Origin of the sequence: Streptomyces sp. (genome assembly GCF_031181705.1) — a bacterium.
Taxonomy (GTDB): domain Bacteria; phylum Actinomycetota; class Actinomycetes; order Streptomycetales; family Streptomycetaceae; genus Streptomyces.
The window spans coordinates 1-14,923 of record NZ_JAPSKN010000137.1; the positions used below are offsets into that span (position 1 = coordinate 1).

Annotated in this window: 17 protein-coding genes and 1 pseudogene; 8 read left to right on the forward strand and 10 right to left on the reverse strand. The window is 71.5% G+C overall.

From position 1 onward, the window contains the following. Positions 1 to 166 precede the first annotated feature (166 nt). Entirely contained in the window at positions 167 to 1,003 is an 837-nt protein-coding gene (locus RIN80_RS22050; RefSeq protein ID WP_309097366.1) for a hypothetical protein, read from the reverse strand. 146 nt (positions 1,004 to 1,149) lie between these two features. Here RIN80_RS22050 and RIN80_RS22055 point away from each other — a divergent pair, with 146 nt between their 5' ends. Further along, positions 1,150 to 2,118 (forward strand): DUF4097 family beta strand repeat-containing protein, encoded by a 969-nt coding sequence (locus tag RIN80_RS22055; protein WP_309097367.1) that lies wholly within the window; start codon positions 1,150 to 1,152, stop codon positions 2,116 to 2,118. 1 nt (position 2,119) lies between these two features. Further along, positions 2,120 to 3,172: a PadR family transcriptional regulator gene (locus tag RIN80_RS22060; RefSeq protein ID WP_309097368.1), complete on the forward strand. Its 1,053-nt coding sequence runs from the start codon at positions 2,120 to 2,122 to the stop codon at positions 3,170 to 3,172. A 10-nt stretch (positions 3,173 to 3,182) separates the two neighbouring features. Here RIN80_RS22060 and RIN80_RS22065 read toward each other — a convergent pair whose 3' ends face one another. The 4 genes from RIN80_RS22065 to RIN80_RS22080 all read right to left on the reverse strand — a co-directional run bounded on the left by RIN80_RS22065 (position 3,183) and on the right by RIN80_RS22080 (position 6,664). Further along, positions 3,183 to 3,758, reverse strand: a complete 576-nt coding sequence (locus tag RIN80_RS22065) for a Clp protease N-terminal domain-containing protein (RefSeq protein ID WP_309097369.1) — start codon at positions 3,756 to 3,758, stop codon at positions 3,183 to 3,185. Further along, on the reverse strand, positions 3,758 to 3,967 hold the full coding sequence (locus tag RIN80_RS22070) for a helix-turn-helix domain-containing protein (RefSeq protein WP_309097370.1): 210 nt from the start codon (positions 3,965 to 3,967) through the stop codon (positions 3,758 to 3,760). The genes RIN80_RS22065 and RIN80_RS22070 overlap by 1 nt, the downstream gene beginning before the upstream one ends. 103 nt (positions 3,968 to 4,070) lie before the next feature. Next, positions 4,071 to 5,036 (reverse strand): zinc-binding dehydrogenase, encoded by a 966-nt coding sequence (locus tag RIN80_RS22075; RefSeq protein WP_309097371.1) that lies wholly within the window; start codon positions 5,034 to 5,036, stop codon positions 4,071 to 4,073. A 395-nt stretch (positions 5,037 to 5,431) separates the two neighbouring features. Next, complete coding sequence (locus RIN80_RS22080) at positions 5,432 to 6,664, reverse strand: NADP-dependent malic enzyme (protein ID WP_309097372.1); 1,233 nt, start codon at positions 6,662 to 6,664, stop codon at positions 5,432 to 5,434. 625 nt (positions 6,665 to 7,289) lie between these two features. Here RIN80_RS22080 and RIN80_RS22085 point away from each other — a divergent pair. Genes RIN80_RS22085 through RIN80_RS22095 form a run of 3 tightly spaced genes read left to right on the forward strand, consistent with a single transcriptional unit; the run spans position 7,290 to position 9,978 of the window. Continuing rightward, positions 7,290 to 8,246 (forward strand): ABC transporter substrate-binding protein, encoded by a 957-nt coding sequence (locus RIN80_RS22085; RefSeq protein ID WP_309097373.1) that lies wholly within the window; start codon positions 7,290 to 7,292, stop codon positions 8,244 to 8,246. 32 nt (positions 8,247 to 8,278) lie between these two features. Next, the gene (locus RIN80_RS22090) at positions 8,279 to 9,220 is read left to right on the forward strand and encodes an amino acid ABC transporter permease (protein ID WP_309097374.1); all 942 of its coding nucleotides are present in this window, start codon (positions 8,279 to 8,281) and stop codon (positions 9,218 to 9,220) included. After that, the gene (locus RIN80_RS22095) at positions 9,217 to 9,978 is read left to right on the forward strand and encodes an amino acid ABC transporter ATP-binding protein (protein ID WP_309097375.1); all 762 of its coding nucleotides are present in this window, start codon (positions 9,217 to 9,219) and stop codon (positions 9,976 to 9,978) included. Before RIN80_RS22090 ends, RIN80_RS22095 begins: the two co-directional genes overlap by 4 nt. A gap of 66 nt (positions 9,979 to 10,044) precedes the next feature. On the opposite strand, the gene RIN80_RS22100 is transcribed toward RIN80_RS22095, so the two are convergent. Next, positions 10,045 to 10,815 (reverse strand): class I SAM-dependent methyltransferase, encoded by a 771-nt coding sequence (locus RIN80_RS22100; RefSeq protein WP_309097376.1) that lies wholly within the window; start codon positions 10,813 to 10,815, stop codon positions 10,045 to 10,047. Between the two features lie 88 nt (positions 10,816 to 10,903). Here RIN80_RS22100 and RIN80_RS22105 point away from each other — a divergent pair, with 88 nt between their 5' ends. Beyond that, the gene (locus tag RIN80_RS22105) at positions 10,904 to 11,563 is read left to right on the forward strand and encodes a CGNR zinc finger domain-containing protein (RefSeq protein ID WP_309097377.1); all 660 of its coding nucleotides are present in this window, start codon (positions 10,904 to 10,906) and stop codon (positions 11,561 to 11,563) included. 65 nt (positions 11,564 to 11,628) lie between these two features. On the opposite strand, the pseudogene sodX reads toward RIN80_RS22105, so the two are convergent. Next, positions 11,629 to 11,880, reverse strand: a pseudogene (gene sodX, locus RIN80_RS22110) (nickel-type superoxide dismutase maturation protease); the annotation flags it as partial. Positions 11,881 to 12,026: 146 nt separating this feature from the next. Between sodX and sodN the strand changes: the two are divergent. After that, a complete protein-coding gene (gene sodN / locus RIN80_RS22115; RefSeq protein WP_004983535.1) occupies positions 12,027 to 12,422 on the forward strand; it encodes a superoxide dismutase, Ni in 396 nt (131 codons plus the stop codon). A 61-nt stretch (positions 12,423 to 12,483) separates the two neighbouring features. Here sodN and RIN80_RS22120 read toward each other — a convergent pair whose 3' ends face one another. Beyond that, complete coding sequence (locus tag RIN80_RS22120) at positions 12,484 to 12,678, reverse strand: hypothetical protein (protein ID WP_309097378.1); 195 nt, start codon at positions 12,676 to 12,678, stop codon at positions 12,484 to 12,486. Between the two features lie 56 nt (positions 12,679 to 12,734). Next, positions 12,735 to 13,889, reverse strand: coding sequence for an inorganic phosphate transporter (locus tag RIN80_RS22125; protein WP_309097379.1), 1,155 nt, complete (start codon positions 13,887 to 13,889; stop codon positions 12,735 to 12,737). A 104-nt stretch (positions 13,890 to 13,993) separates the two neighbouring features. Here RIN80_RS22125 and RIN80_RS22130 point away from each other — a divergent pair, with 104 nt between their 5' ends. Further along, on the forward strand, positions 13,994 to 14,725 hold the full coding sequence (locus RIN80_RS22130; protein WP_309097380.1) for a VOC family protein: 732 nt from the start codon (positions 13,994 to 13,996) through the stop codon (positions 14,723 to 14,725). On the opposite strand, the gene RIN80_RS22135 is transcribed toward RIN80_RS22130, so the two are convergent. Then, the coding region (locus RIN80_RS22135) for a hypothetical protein (protein ID WP_375141770.1) at positions 14,722 to 14,923 on the reverse strand (202 nt) is incomplete at its 5' end. The two genes, RIN80_RS22130 and RIN80_RS22135, sit on opposite strands and share 4 nt — an antisense overlap.

Here is a 14,923-nt window from a genome sequence, read left to right on the forward strand (position 1 = left end):
CCCCGCACCCCGCACCCCGCACCCCGGGACGACGCCGGTGGCCGAACGGACGCACCAGGTCTTCACCAGCCCGGATCACGCCCGGGACACCGCTCCGCGACACCGTGCTCCCCGGCCGACGACCGCCCACACCCAACACCCAGCCCGCCCGTCCACCGGGCGGGTGTCAATCGCGCGGGTGCGTGAGGTCGTAGGCCAGCCCCAGCGCGCCGTGCGCCAGGAGCAGTGCCCCGGCCGTGGCCCAGCCCCCGCCGCCACCGTGCCGCCGTAGGCCCCAGGCAAGCAGCGGTACGCCCGCCGCCACCTGGGCGAGGGCCAGCGCGCGGGCCCTCGGGCCGCCCGCCGAGGGCAGCCAGGGGCCGAGGCGGCTGTGCTCGACGGTGCCGCGCTCCACGACGGCCTCGCGCAGACCAGGCCACTCGACGGGCAGGCTGTCCGGCAGCACGGCGGCGGCTTCCCCGAGCCGGTCGGCGGGGACGCCGGGAGCGAGCCCGGGCGGCATCACGACGCCCACGCGCGCGAGGACCGCGAGCAGGCCGCGCAGCCGGGCGGGACCGTCGGCCGCCGCGTCGGGCTTCGTCAGCTGTTCGAGGGCCTGCAGGTCCAGAACGGGATCGAGACCCACGCGCGCGGCGAACGTGCGCATCGCCTCCTCCACCCCGGCCGGGACGCCGCTCGCGAGCCAGACGAACCCCACCGGGCGGCGGAAGCCGTAGGCGAGGGAGAAACCCGCGTGGTCGGCGTCCCACCACAGGGCGAGGACGGGCCAGGGCGCGCCCACGGCCAGGGCGGTGGCCCAGCCGGTGACCACGCGGTCGACGGGCTCGGTGCCGTCCCGCCAGGGCCGGCCCTCGGGGACGAGGACGCTCCAGTCGTCGCCCGCGCGGGTCAGCCGCATGGGCTCGCGCAGCAGTCGGGCGACGGGGGCCACGGCCCCGGGCACCGCCCGGCACAACAGCAGCGCCCCTGGCGCGGGACCGGTGGGCGCAGGTTCCGTCGGCATGCTCACACGCTAGGGCGAATCACTCACCTTTGAGCACTTATGTCCGCTCCACCGTCCCCAGAACGGGTGTCTTGACTTTCCCCGCCCACGATATATCGTGAATTTCAGTAGACGCGATATGGCGCGTCGGGTCGGGAGGTCTCACGATGTCCGAGTGGTCCGTCACGGAACCGAGCAAGCTCACCTTCGACGAGCCCGTGAGCGATCTCCACGTACGCCTGGTCAACGGAACGGTGAACGTGGTGGGCACGGACGAAGGTTCCGCCCGCCTGGAGGTCTCCGAGATCGAGGGCCCGCCCCTGGTGGTGACGCGGGAGGGCGGCACCCTGACGGTGGCCTACGAGGACCTGCCCTGGAAGGGCTTCCTGTCCTGGCTGGACCGCAAGGGCTGGCGCCGCAGCGCGGTGGTCTCCCTGGCCGTCCCGGCCACCACGCGCGTGGAGCTCGGAGTCGTCGGCGCGGCGGCCGTCGTCTCCGGCATCGAGGGCCGGACGGTGGTCAAGGGCGTCACCGGCGACACGACCCTGGTGGGCCTGTCCGGCCCGGTCCGCGCCGACACGGTCTCCGGCAGCCTGGAGGCCCAGGACGTCACGGGCGACCTGCGGTTCAACTCGGTCTCCGGCGACCTCACCGTGGTCGAGGGCGCCGGCCGCTCGGTCCGGGCCGACTCGGTCAGCGGTTCCATGATCGTCGACCTCGCCCCGGACGGCCCGACGGACGTGAAGCTGACCAGCGTCTCCGGCGAGATCGCGATCCGGCTGCCGCACCGGGCGGACGCCGAGGTCGAGGCCAACACGGCGAGCGGCGCCGTCTCCAACGCCTTCGACGACCTCCGGGTGCACGGCCAGTGGGGCGCCCACAAGATCACCGGCCGCCTCGGCGCGGGCAACGGCACGCTGCGGGCCACGACGGTCTCCGGCTCGATCGCCCTGCTGCGCCGGCCGGCGCGGGACGACGACCATGCACCACGGGAGGCGCATCCCGGCACCGACAGCCCCTCGGCGGCCCCGGCAGGCCACCCCGGGGGCGCCTCGGGAGACAATTCCGTCTCCGGCCCGGGCGACGGCACCGCCACCGCCCCGGCCGACGGCACGACCGACAAGAAGGTGCTCTGACATGCCCCCCGTCTTCGCCCACGGCCGCCTCCGCCTCTACCTGCTGAAGCTGCTGGACGAGGCCCCTCGCCACGGCTACGAGGTGATCCGCCTCCTGGAGGAGCGCTTCCAGGGGCTGTACGCACCGTCGGCGGGCACGGTCTACCCCCGTCTGGCCAAGCTGGAGGCCGAGGGCCTGGTCACCCACACCACCGAAGGTGGCCGCAAGGTGTACTCGATCACGGACGCGGGCCGGGCCGAGCTGGCCGACCGCAGCGGCGAGCTGGCCGACCTGGAGCTGGAGATCCGGGAGTCCGTCGCCGAACTGGCCGCCGAGATCCAGGCGGACGTCCGCGGGGCCGCGGGCGACCTGCGCCGCGAGATGCGCGCCGCCGCGACCGAGGCCCGCCGGGACAACGGCAGCCGGACCGGCGGCGCCGAGAGCGCCTACGGCGACTTCGCGCAGTACGGCGACAAGGACGCCTGGCGCATCGCCAAGGAGGAGATGCGGCGCGCCCGGCAGGAGTGGAAGGAGCAGGCCCGCCGCGCCAAGGACGAGAGCCGTCGCGCCCGAGAGGACGCCCAGCGCGCCCGCCGCCAGGCGAAGGAGGCCCAGGAGCAGGCCCGCGCCCAGGCTCAGGAGCAGGTGCAGCGCATCGCCCGCCGCGTCCAGGAGCAGGTGCAGGACCACTTCACCCGCGGCGACTGGCCGACGGGCCTGCGCGAGGGCCTCAGCGAACTGGTCAAGGAGGTCGGCGAGTTCGGCAAGGACTACGGCAAGGACTTCGCCTTCGACTGGACCGGCACCGGCAAGCCGGCCACCCCGGCGCAGGACTCACGGCCCACCGAGGACTTCCCGGCCTCCTACGAACCGGCCTGGGCCCACGAGGACGCCACGGAGTCCACCGGCGACCCCGCCCGCGACCTGGACCGACTCCTCGACCGCTTCCGCGACGACATCCGTGACGCGGCCCGCGACCACGGCGTCACCCCCGACCAGCTGCGCGACGCCCGCCGCCATCTGTCGACGGCCGCGGCCCACATAGGAGCGCTGCTGCGCGCACCGAAGAAGTGAGCGTTCGCGTTCAGCCGGCCTTGGCCTCGCCGCCACCCCCGTACAGCACGCGCACCAGCGACGCGTACGTGACCCCGTGATCGGCGAGGACCTCGGCCGGCACGCCCGGGCGCATGGTCAGGGCCAGCAGCAGGTGCTCGTCGCCGATGTGCCGGTCCCGCTGGGCGAGGGCCGCGCGCAGCGACCTCTCCAGCACGTCCTTGGCGCCGCGCCCGAAGGAGGGCCGCCCGGACCACCACCGCGTGTCCTTGCGGTCGCCGGACATCGCTCCGACGCCGTGCACCTCCTCCACGCGGGCGACGATCTCCGCCACGTCGATCCCCAGCCCGGCGAGCGCGTCGCTCTCGGCCCGGGACAGCCCGGCCCGCCTCCGCGCCTCCGCGAGGGCTTCCCGCACGGGCTCCCGCTCCTCGGGTCCGAGCCCCAGGGCGGCGAGCGCGAAGGATGCCCGACTGCCCTCCCGGTCGAGCAGGGCCAGCAGCAGATGCTCGGCCTCCACAGACTGCCCACCCCCGCCGCCACGCTCGACGTGTGCGAACGCGCCCTTCACCACATCCCGCGCGTCCTTCGTGAACCGCTCGAACATCAACGCCTCCCGTACTTCTTGTGCACGGCCTGCCTGCTGACACCGAGTTCGGTGGCGATCTCCTGCCACGACCAGCCCTGATGGCGCGCGTTGCGCACCTGCACGGCTTCCAGCTGCTCCAGCAGCCTGCGCAGCGCGGCCACGGCCCGCAGGCCGACCCGCGGATCACGGTCACCGGCACGCTCGGCCAGATCGGTTGCTTCGGTCATGATGTCAACATAGGTTGACGACCGGCATTCGTCAACCTCAGTTGACGCACGAAACGGCCGGCCCGTTTCCGGACCGGCCGTTCCAGTGCCATGCGGCGCCCGCTCAGGGATTGGTCAGCACGACCTTCCCGAACTGTTCACCGGACGCGAGCCGTTCGAAGCCCTCACGCGCACGGTCCATGGGCAGCACGTCGTCGATGACGGGACGCACGCCGGTGGCCGCGCAGAAGGCGAGCAGATCCTCCAGCTCGTCCTTGGTGCCCATCGTGGAGCCGACGACCTTGAGCTCCAGGAAGAAGATGCGGGTCAGCTCGGCGTGCGAGGGACGGTCACCGCTGGTGGCACCGGAGATGACCAGGGTGCCGCCGGGCTTCAGCGACTTCACGGAATGCGACCAGGTCGCCGCGCCCACGGTCTCGATCACGGCGTCGACCCGCTGCGGCAGACGCGCCCCGGCCTCCAGTGCCTCCACGGCCCCCAGCTCCACGGCCCGCCTGCGCCTGGCCTCGTCCCGGCTGGTGGCGAAGACCCGCAGCCCGGCCGCCTTGCCCAGCACGATGGCGGCCGTGGCGACCCCGCCGCCGGCGCCCTGCACGAGCACGGAGTCGCCGGGCCGGACACCCGCGTTCGTGAACAGCATCCGGTACGCGGTCAGCCACGCCGTCGGCAGACAGGCGGCCTCCTCGAAGGACAGCTCCTTCGGCTTGGGCAGGATGTTCCAGGCCGGCACGGAGACCTGCTCGGCGAAGGTCCCCTGGTAGCGCTCGGTGAGGATGGAACGGGGTTCCTTCGGGCCGACCCCGTGCCCGCTCTGTCCGATGACGGAGTGCAGGACGACCTCGTTGCCGTCCTCGTCGACACCGGCGGCGTCGCAGCCGAGGATCATCGGCAGCTTGTCCTCCGCGAGGCCGACGCCGCGCAGGGACCAGAGGTCGTGGTGGTTGAGGGAGGCGGCCTTGACGGTGACGGTGCTCCAGCCGGGACGGGCCTCGGGAGCCGGGCGCTCTCCCAACTCCAGGCCGGACAGCGGCTGGTCGCGGTCGATTCGGGCGGCGTAGACAGCGAACATGACCTTGACGATAGGTTCCCCACCGGTACGACGGAACCGTGCGGGCCTGTGAGACACACCCTCTTGCCAGGACCGGGAGGCCCCTGCTGAGGCCGGCTGAACCACGACGCACCCGCACTTGCCGCCGTACGCGAGAGGCCGTGTCGGGGGGTGTCCGCCCGCAGCGTTGGCGTCACCGGACAGTCGGGCGGCGTCCGATCCCACCGCGCCCCCATCGCGCCGTTCCGAGGACGGGCACCCCCCGGCGCGGCCCCGACCCACCACCAGCGTCAGGCGGACGCACGCACACCCCCAGCCAGCCGCACGCCACACACCACCCGAACAGTCCAGCCGATGGCAAAGAAGTGACCCCGCCCGAACCCGGACGGGGTCACCTCACCACTCGGCCGGCCGGGTCAGCGGCGAGCCACGCCCTCGGCACGCGCCGCCGCGGCGACCGCCGCCGTCACCGCCGGTGCCACCCGCTCGTCGAACGGCGACGGGATGACGTAGTCGGCCGCGAGGTCGTCCCCGACCACGGCCGCCAGCGCCTCCGCGGCGGCCAGCTTCATCCCCTCCGTGATCCGGGAGGCCCGCACCTGCAGCGCCCCCGCGAAGATCCCGGGGAACGCCAGCACGTTGTTGATCTGGTTCGGGAAGTCCGACCGCCCGGTGGCGACCACCGCCGCGTACTTGTGCGCGACCTCGGGGTGCACCTCGGGGTTCGGGTTCGCCATGGCGAAGACGAACGCGCCCTCGGCCATCGACGCGACCGCGGACTCCGGCACCGTTCCGCCGGACACCCCGATGAACACGTCGGCCCCGGCGAGCGCCGACTCCAGCGATCCCGTGAGCCCGGCCTTGTTCGTGAACCCGGCCAGCTCCCGCTTCACCGCCGTGAGGTCGTCCCGGTCCGCCGACACGACACCCTTGCGGTCGGCGACCGCGACATCCCCGATCCCGGCCTCGACCAGCATCTTCGCGATGGCGACCCCGGCCGCGCCGGCGCCGGAGATGACAGCGCGCAGGTCACCGACGGCCCGCCCGCTCAGCCGCGCGGCGTTCCGCAGGGCGGCCAGCGTCACGACCGCCGTACCGTGCTGGTCGTCGTGGAAGACCGGGATGTCCAGCCGCTCCTGCAGCTTCCGCTCGATCTCGAAGCACCGCGGCGCCGAGATGTCCTCCAGGTTGACCCCGCCGAACGACGGCGCGAGCCGCACCACCGTCTCGACGATGTCGTCGACGTCCGTGCAGTTCAGCGCGATCGGGACCGCGTCCACACCGCCGAACTGCTTGAACAGGATGGCCTTGCCCTCCATCACCGGGAGGGAGGCCTCGGGCCCGATGTCACCGAGCCCCAGCACGGCCGTACCGTCCGTCACGACGGCGACGACCGAAGACTTCCACGTGTAGTCGTGCACCAGCTCCGGCTGCTCCGCGATCGCGCTGCACACCTTCGCGACGCCGGGCGTGTACGCCAGGGACAGGTCGTCCTTGTCGCGGACCGGCACCGTGGCCTGCACGGCCATTTTGCCGCCGCGGTGCAACGCGAACGCCGGATCGAAGGAGTCGAGGGGCTCCGCACTGCCCTCGTCGCCCGTATCACCGGTCCTGCTCTCGCTGCGAGGATTGACGATCTCCGCTGCCACTTCGTTTTACCCCTTAAATCTTCATTGGTTTGAGGGTGGCCACTCCTGGTGAGGGGTGGGCGGGACCGCGTACGGCCGTGGTCGTGCTCTGTACGTGATACGTACGGGCGCGTACGCGACGGGCGCGCCGCACACGCGCCCTGAGCCCCGGATGAGGGGTGTAAAGACCCTTCTTACCGGACGGAAGGCACCGAGGACGAGTCCATAACGCCAAGGTCACATACCGGCGCCCTGACTCTTCGTCCAAAATCGGGGCAAGGGCTGGACAAACCATCGAGAACCACTCAAGCGATGGTGAAGCCCGCGGCCTCCGTGTCGAAATCCCGGGATATGCCGAAGATCTTCCGGCCGGAAGGAAGCATTCCCGCAGAAGGTCCGGCCGTGATGTACCGGAGTGGTGCGGTTCGGGGGTCGCCCGTTATCCGATTTTGACATGGCTGGCCCCCAGAATGGCGCAGTCCGAATGGCAAGATGCCGTAATCACACGAGGTCGCGACACTCGAAGACGTGTGTTCTCGTCGACCCACGGCGCTGCCGACCCCGTCGGCAGGCCACGGCACTGCCGAACCCATCGGCAGCGCTCCGCCCCATCGGCAACTCCACCCATCCGCCGGAGGAACCCACCATGACCGCAAGCTCCACCCGTCGTACGACCGCCGCCCGCTCCCGGCTAGCAGCGGTCGGTGCGATCGCGGTCGCAGGCGCGCTGATGCTCACCGGATGCGGTGACCAGACCAAGGACAACGGCTCGGACAGCGAGACCGCGACGGCCGCGGCCCCGCTCGCCGACAAGCTGCCCAAGTCGATCCGCGACAAGGGCGTCATCAAGGTCGGTTCGGACATCGCCTACGCCCCGGTCGAGTTCAAGGACAGCTCGGGCAAGGTGGTCGGCATCGACCCCGACATCGCCGCCGCCATGGGCAAGCAGCTCGGGGTCGACTTCCAGTTCGAGAACGGCACCTTCGACACGCTGATCACCGGTCTGCGCTCCAAGCGGTACGACATCGCCATGTCCGCGATGACCGACACCAAGGACCGCCAGGAGGGCATCGACTCCGACACCGGCAAGAAGGTCGGCGAGGGCGTCGACTTCGTGGACTACTTCACCGCCGGTGTGTCGATCTACACCAAGAAGGGCGACGACCAGGGCATCAAGACCTGGCAGGACCTGTGCGGCAAGAAGATCGTGCTGCAGCGCGGCACGGTCTCCGAGGACCTCGCCAAGGCCGAGTCGAAGAAGTGCCCGTCCGGCAAGAAGATCGCCATCGAGCCCTTCGACAACGACCAGCAGGCCCAGACCCGCCTGCGCGCGGGCGGCGCCGACGCCGGCTCGTCCGACTTCCCGGTCGCCGCGTACGCCGTGAAGACCTCCGGCGGCGGCAAGGACTTCCAGCTGGTCGGCGAGCAGGTCGAGGCCGCTCCGTACGGCATCGCGGTCGCCAAGAACCAGACGGAGCTGCGGGACGCCCTGAAGGCCGCGCTGGACGCGATCATCGACAACGGCGAGTACGAGAAGATCCTCAAGAAGTGGGGCGTCACGGACGGCTCCGTCGACGAGGCCACGATCAACGGCGGCAAGTGACCGCGACGCAGCGGCACTGAAAGGCACTACCCGTGACTGTTGACATCGACAAGACGGCGGGCGACACGCCCCCGGCCGGACCGGAGGCCATCAAGGCCATCCCGGTCCGGCACTACGGGCGGTACATCTCCGCCGTCGTCGCCATCGCCCTGCTGGGCGGCGTCGTCTACGCGTTCGCCCAGGGCAAGATCAACTGGGACGCGATCCCGGACTACTTCTTCGACGACCGCATCGTCGACGGCGTCGGCAAGACGCTCCTGCTGACCGTGCTGTCCATGGCGATCGGCATCGTCGGCGGCGTCCTGCTCGCCGTGATGCGCCTGTCGAAGAACCCGGTGACCTCGTCGATCGCCTGGTTCTACATCTGGTTCTTCCGCGGCACCCCGGTCCTGGTCCAGCTGATCGTCTGGTTCAACCTGGGCCTGGTCTTCGAGTACATCAACCTCGGACCGTTCTACAAGGACGAGTGGTCGGACTTCATGACCCCGTTCCTGACGGCGCTGCTGGGTCTCGGCCTGAACGAGGCGGCGTACATGGCGGAGATCTGCCGTGCCGGTCTGCTCTCGGTCGACGAGGGCCAGACCGAGGCGTCGCACGCGCTCGGCATGAGCCACTCCAAGACGCTGCGCCGGATCGTGATCCCGCAGGCGATGCGCGTGATCGTGCCGCCGACGGGCAACGAGGTCATCAACATGCTGAAGACGACCTCGCTGGTCTCGGTCGTCCAGTACCCCGAGCTGCTCCGCGCCGCCCAGGACATCGGCCAGACCTCCGGCGCCCCCGCCGAGATGCTGTTCCTGGCGGCGGCCTGGTACCTGCTGCTGACCTCGGTCTTCAGCATCGGCCAGTACTACCTGGAGCGCTACTACGCGCGTGGTTCGAGCCGGTCGCTCCCGGCCACGCCGTTCCAGAAGATCAAGGCGAACGTGCTGTCCCTGTCCAGCCGCTCGAAGCCGACGGGAGGCAAGGCATGACCGCCATGGTGAAGGCCGAGGGCGTCCACAAGTCCTTCGGCCCCGTCGAGGTCCTCAAGGGCATCGACCTGGAGGTGAAGTCCGGCGAGGTGTTCTGCCTCATCGGACCGTCCGGCTCCGGCAAGTCGACCTTCCTCAGGTGCATCAACCACCTGGAGAAGATCAACGCCGGCCGCCTGTACGTCGACGGTGAGCTGGTCGGCTACAAGCAGAAGGGCGACAAGCTCTACGAGCTCAAGGACAGCGAGGTCGCCCTCAAGCGCCGGGACATCGGCATGGTCTTCCAGCGCTTCAACCTGTTCCCGCACATGACGGCCGTGGAGAACGTCATGGAGGCGCCGGTCCAGGTCAAGGGCGTGAACAGGGGCCAGGCGCGGCAGCGCGCCCTGGAGCTGCTGGACCGGGTGGGCCTGGCCGACAAGGCGGGCAACTACCCCTCCCAGCTCTCCGGCGGCCAGCAGCAGCGCGTCGCCATCGCCCGGGCCCTGGCGATGGACCCGAAGCTGATGCTGTTCGACGAGCCGACCTCGGCGCTGGACCCGGAACTGGTCGGTGACGTCCTGGACGTCATGCGCGACCTGGCGGAGTCCGGTATGACGATGGTCGTCGTCACGCACGAGATGGGCTTCGCCCGCGAGGTGGGCGACAGCCTGGTCTTCATGGACGGCGGCGTGGTGGTCGAATCCGGTCACCCGCGCGAGGTGCTGACGAACCCGCAGCACGAGCGGACGAAGTCGTTCCTGTCCAAGGTGCTCTGACGGTACGCACGGCGAGGGGGCGGTACGGAATCTCCGTACCGCCCCCTTCGCGGTCCGTCGCGCGGTCTACTTCATGGCGAGCAGCAGGGTGTCCGAGGGCGAGCACCACACCGGCCTGACCTCGCCGAACCCCTTCTCGCGCAGCACGCGGGCGTGCCACCGCACCGACGGCGTGTCACCGTCGGCGTGGTCGCCGTAGATCTCGTAGCGCCGGGCCGTCGGTCCGGCGAGGACCGGGTCCTTGGCGGCGAGCTGCCACCACTCGGTCCAGCCGAGCACGCCGGACTGCCTGGCCTGTTCCATGCGGGCGTGCCGCTGCGCGCGCTCGGCGGCGTTGATCCGGGGCGTCGTCTCGTCGATCATGTGGTCCGCGTTCATGAACACCCCGCCGTCGCGGACGAGTCCGGCGAGGCGGCCGTAGAGCTCCGCGAGAGGTTCCCGGTGCAGCCAGTGCAGGGCCGTCGCGGTCAGGACGGCGTCGTACGCGTCGTACGGCAGCCGCGCCGGCCAGTCGGGGTCCTTGAGGTCGGCGGTGACCAGGGTGACCCGGTCGTCGCCGGCGAAGGTGCCCTCGGCGATGGCGAGGAGCGCCGGGTCGAGGTCGACGCCGGTGCTGGTGGCGTCCGGGAACCGGGCGAGCAGCCGGGCGGTGATGCTGCCGGTGCCGCAGGCGAGGTCGAGGACGCGCGGGGCCGTGCCCACGACGGCCTCCACCATGTCGAGCATGATCCGGAACCGCTCCTCGCGGTCGGGCATGTACCACTGCTGCTGCCGGTCCCAGCTCTCCTGCCAGGCCTGCCAGTCGGTGGTGGCGGTGCGGGTGTCCGCGTCCGTCATCGAACCCTCCCTCGTAATACCCTGGATGCACCATCAGCTGTTACCGGTGCGCGCTCACGACCCTAAAGCCCCTCCGTAAGGACTACAAGTGGAACTGGCCTATTACTCGGACTACGCCGTGCGCCTCGTCAACACCGAGGAGCCGGTCCGGGGCAAGGACACCCTGACGTCGGTCGAGGCCGTTCGCGATCTGTTCGGCGGCCAGCAGTCGGCGGCGCGCCGCGCCACGGACGCGGACGTGACCCGGTTCCGCTCGGTGCGCGCCCGGCTGCGCGCGGTCTTCGAGGCGGCCGACGGCGGCGACGAGCAGCTCGCCGTGGACCTGCTGAACTCGCTGCTGCTGGAGTTCCCGGTGAGCCCGCAGATCTCCGGGCACGACTTCCGGGACGACGACGGCCGCCCGCTGTGGCACATGCACCTGGCGGACCACCCGTCCAACGCGACCGCCGGCTACGCGGCGATCGCCGCGATGGGCCTGGCCTTCCACCTGACCGAGCACGGCGTGGACCGCCTCGGCCTGTGCGAGGCCCCGCCCTGCCGCAACGCCTACCTGGACACCTCGACCAACCGCTCCCGGCGCTACTGCTCCGACCGCTGCGCGACCCGCGCCAACGTGGCGGCCTACCGGGCCCGCAAACGCCTGGAGGCGGCCCGGCCCGACCTGCCCGGGAAGACGGGCCTGGCGGCCGACAGCGCCCAGCCGAGCAGCGCCCAGGGCGAGCGCCGGCCGGGCCTGAGCGGCCGGTAGCGGAACCGGACCCGCCCCAGCACCAGCTCGTCGGGCACGACGCCGTAGTCGGTGCTGTCGCCGCCGGCGTAGGCGTTGTCGCCGAGCACCCACCAGCCGTTCTCGCGCCGCTGGACGGCCCGCTTCACCACGAGCAGGTCCTGCTGGAAGGGATGCCGCAGCACGACGACGTCACCGGGCCTGATCCGGGCGCCGTAGTGCACGAGGAGCCGGTCCCCGTGGTACAGCGTGGGCACCATGGACGGCCCGGTCACCTCGGCCACCCCGAAGGGCGCGGCCGGCCTCCCCCGCTCGGACTCCTGCGACAGCTCCGGCATCACCCGGCACCTCCCCGGTTCTTTCCTCCACCAGTCTCAGTCTCACCCCGGACTTTTGTCCTAAGCCCTAGGGGGCACTCGCGAAAACCCCTCCCCCACGGAGTAATGTCCCCTGTGAGAAGACGATCACGAGGAAGGAATGCTCCATGCTTTCCCGCCTGTTTGCACCCAAGGTCAAGGTCAGCGCGCACTGCGACCTTCCCTGCGGTGTCTACGACCCCGCCCAGGCCCGCATCGAGGCGGAGTCGGTCAAGGCCGTCCAGGAGAAGATGGCCGGAAACGACGACCCGCACTTCCAGGCCCGCGCCACCGTCATCAAGGAGCAGCGCGCCGAGCTCGCGAAGCACCACGTCTCGGTGCTGTGGAGCGACTACTTCAAGCCCCCGCACTTCGAGAAGTACCCGGAGCTGCACCAGCTGGTCAACGACACCCTGAAGGCCCTCTCGGCCGCCAAGGCGTCGACCGACCCGGCCACCGGCCAGAAGGCGCTGGACTACATCGCCCAGATCGACAAGATCTTCTGGGAGACCAAGAAGGCCTGATCGCCCCGTACGGCGAAGGGGTCCGGCCGCCGATCCGGCCGGGCCCCTTCGCCGTACGTGCTCAGTGCGGCCCGGGCACGAACAGGTCGGTCCCGTACGCCACCACGGCCGCGCAGGCGAGGAAGCCCCGGGCCGCCTGACCGAGGCCGACGACGCCGGGGCCGCCCCGGTGCTGGCGGGTGCCCTCCGGCCGGGCGGGGCCGTGGACGCCCAGGGCGCAGACGGCGATCACGGCGACGGTGACACCGACGCCCACCGCGGTGACCCGGCCGAGTGCGGACCAGTCCGCCTGCGTGGCGAACCGACGGTCGTTCAGGCGGCCGTGCCGACCTTGGCCGGCGGCTCGGTGCGAAGGCGGACCTCGTGTGCGTCGTTGACGTTGTGCGCGTGCACCGGGTTGCGGCGCGCGAGCAGCACGATGCCCGCGGCGAGGGCGGCGCCCACCAGGGCGACGGCCGCCGTGCCGAGGTCGCCGCCGCTCTGGACGACCGCGGCGGCCAGGCCGCCCAGCAGCGCGGCGGCGGGCAGGGTGATCAGCCAGGCGACCACCATCCGGCCCGCGACGCCCCAGCGGACCTCCGCGAGCCTGCGGCCGAGCCCGGCGCCGAGGATGCTGCCCGAGGCGACCTGGGTGGTGGACAGGGCGAAGCCGAGGTGGGCGGAGGTGAGGATGACGGTCGTGGAGGCGGTCTCGGCGGCGAAGCCCTGCGGCGACCGGATCTCGGTGAGGCCCTTGCCCATGGTGCGGATGATCCGCCAGCCGCCGAGGTAGGTGCCGAGGCCGATCGCCAGGCCCGCGGAGGCGATCACCCACAGGGGCGGGTCCGCGTCGTGGCCGAGCGCGCCGGCCGAGATCAGGGTGAGGGTGATGACGCCCATGGTCTTCTGCGCGTCGTTGGTGCCGTGGGCGAGGGAGACGAGTGAGGCGGAGGCGATCTGGCCGATCCGGAAGCCCTTCGTCACGGACTCCTCGCGGGCGCGGGCGGTGAGCCGGTAGGCGAGACAGGTGGCGAGCAGCGCGGCGACCCCGGCCACGAGCGGCGAGGCCACGGCCGGTACCAGCACCTTCTCGACGACCTTGGCGAAGTGGACACCATGACTGCCCGCCCCCACCCACACGGCGCCGATCAGCCCGCCGAACAGGGCGTGCGAGGAGCTGGAGGGCAGTCCGAGGAGCCAGGTCAGCAGATTCCACAGGATCGCCCCGACGAGGCCCGCGAAGATCATCCCCGGGGTGACGAGGGTGTCGTTCACGATGCCGCCCGAGATCGTCCGGGCGACCTCGGTGGACAGGAAGGCACCGATGACGTTGAGGACACCGCTGATCAGGACCGCTGTACGGGGGGCGAGCGCGCCGGTGGCGATGGACGTGGCCATCGCGTTCGCCGTGTCGTGGAATCCGTTGGTGAAGTCGAAGGCGAGCGCCGTGACGATGACGACGGCCACGAGGAACGTGATGTGGTCCATTGCTGAATGCAAACAACCCGTGGCCGACAGGCGGGGAACGGCGGGCAGGGGCCGGTCGAGGTTCACGCGGGTGGCCGTGGCGCGTGCCCTCTACGATCACAGCCATGAGCATCCGCTGGACGTACGCCTTCGCCGACCGGCCCCGCGCGGCCTTCGGCGCCGCCTGCGACTTCTGGACGGCGGTGACCGCCACCCGGCTCTCCGAACCGCGCGGTGAGCACGCGGAGTTCGTCACGCTGCTCCCGGACGGCGCCGACGCGTGCGTGAAGGCCCAGGCGGTCGGGTCGGGCCCGGGCGGGGCGCACCTGGACTTCTGTGTGGATGACGTACGGGAGTTCGCCGACGCGGCGGTGCGGCTCGGGGCGCGCGTGGTGCGGGACCTCGATGCGCTCGTGGTGCTGCGCTCGCCGGGCGGGCAGGTGTTCTGCGCGGGCCTTTGGCGAGGGCAGTCGTCCCGGCCTGGGGTGGTGCGGGGCAGCCGGCTCGACCAGGTGTGCGTGGACGTGCCGCCGTCGGCGTACTCCGCCGAAGTCGCCTTCTGGAGCGGGCTGCTGACCGGCTGGGAGTCGCGGCCGGGCGCCCTCCCCGAGTTCCACGTGGTCGAGCCGCCGCCGGGGCTGCCGGTCCGTCTGCTCCTGCAACGCCTCGGCACGGAACGTCGGGTCGCCCACCTCGACCTCCCCTGCGCGGACGTCGGGGCGACCCGGGCGTGGCACGAGGCGCTCGGAGCCGAGTTCGTGGCCGGCTTCCCCGGCTGGACGGTGATGCGCGACCCGGCCGGCGGCACGTACTGCCTGACCTCCCGAGCCCCGGAGACGGGCCGGCCGCGGGTCTAGTCCGCCTCCGCGTACCTGCACGCCACCGCGCCGTCGCCCTCGGGCGTGGGACAGGGCGGGAGGTCCGCCGGCTCGTCGGGGTCGGTCAGCTCCCGGACGTACGGGCCCTGCGGCTCCGTGGAGTCCTGCGCCCAGAGGGTCAGCCCGCCCGCGACTACCACGAGCAGCGCCCACACGATCACGGCCCACCGCCACACC

Excerpts from the sequence above, each read along its gene's own strand:
- RIN80_RS22125 (WP_309097379.1), bottom strand. The coding sequence starts at position 13,889 with ATGGACCACATCACGTTCCTCGTGGCCGTCGTCATCGTCACGGCGCTC.
- RIN80_RS22055 (WP_309097367.1), top strand. The coding sequence starts at position 1,150 with ATGTCCGAGTGGTCCGTCACGGAACCGAGCAAGCTCACCTTCGACGAG.
- RIN80_RS22070 (WP_309097370.1), bottom strand. The coding sequence starts at position 3,967 with ATGACCGAAGCAACCGATCTGGCCGAGCGTGCCGGTGACCGTGATCCG.
- RIN80_RS22130 (WP_309097380.1), top strand. The coding sequence starts at position 13,994 with ATGAGCATCCGCTGGACGTACGCCTTCGCCGACCGGCCCCGCGCGGCC.
- sodN (WP_004983535.1), top strand. The coding sequence starts at position 12,027 with ATGCTTTCCCGCCTGTTTGCACCCAAGGTCAAGGTCAGCGCGCACTGC.
- RIN80_RS22085 (WP_309097373.1), top strand. The coding sequence starts at position 7,290 with ATGACCGCAAGCTCCACCCGTCGTACGACCGCCGCCCGCTCCCGGCTA.
- RIN80_RS22050 (WP_309097366.1), bottom strand. The coding sequence starts at position 1,003 with ATGCCGACGGAACCTGCGCCCACCGGTCCCGCGCCAGGGGCGCTGCTG.
- RIN80_RS22065 (WP_309097369.1), bottom strand. The coding sequence starts at position 3,758 with ATGTTCGAGCGGTTCACGAAGGACGCGCGGGATGTGGTGAAGGGCGCG.
- RIN80_RS22100 (WP_309097376.1), bottom strand. The coding sequence starts at position 10,815 with ATGACGGACGCGGACACCCGCACCGCCACCACCGACTGGCAGGCCTGG.
- RIN80_RS22060 (WP_309097368.1), top strand. The coding sequence starts at position 2,120 with ATGCCCCCCGTCTTCGCCCACGGCCGCCTCCGCCTCTACCTGCTGAAG.
- RIN80_RS22075 (WP_309097371.1), bottom strand. The coding sequence starts at position 5,036 with ATGTTCGCTGTCTACGCCGCCCGAATCGACCGCGACCAGCCGCTGTCC.
- RIN80_RS22095 (WP_309097375.1), top strand. The coding sequence starts at position 9,217 with ATGACCGCCATGGTGAAGGCCGAGGGCGTCCACAAGTCCTTCGGCCCC.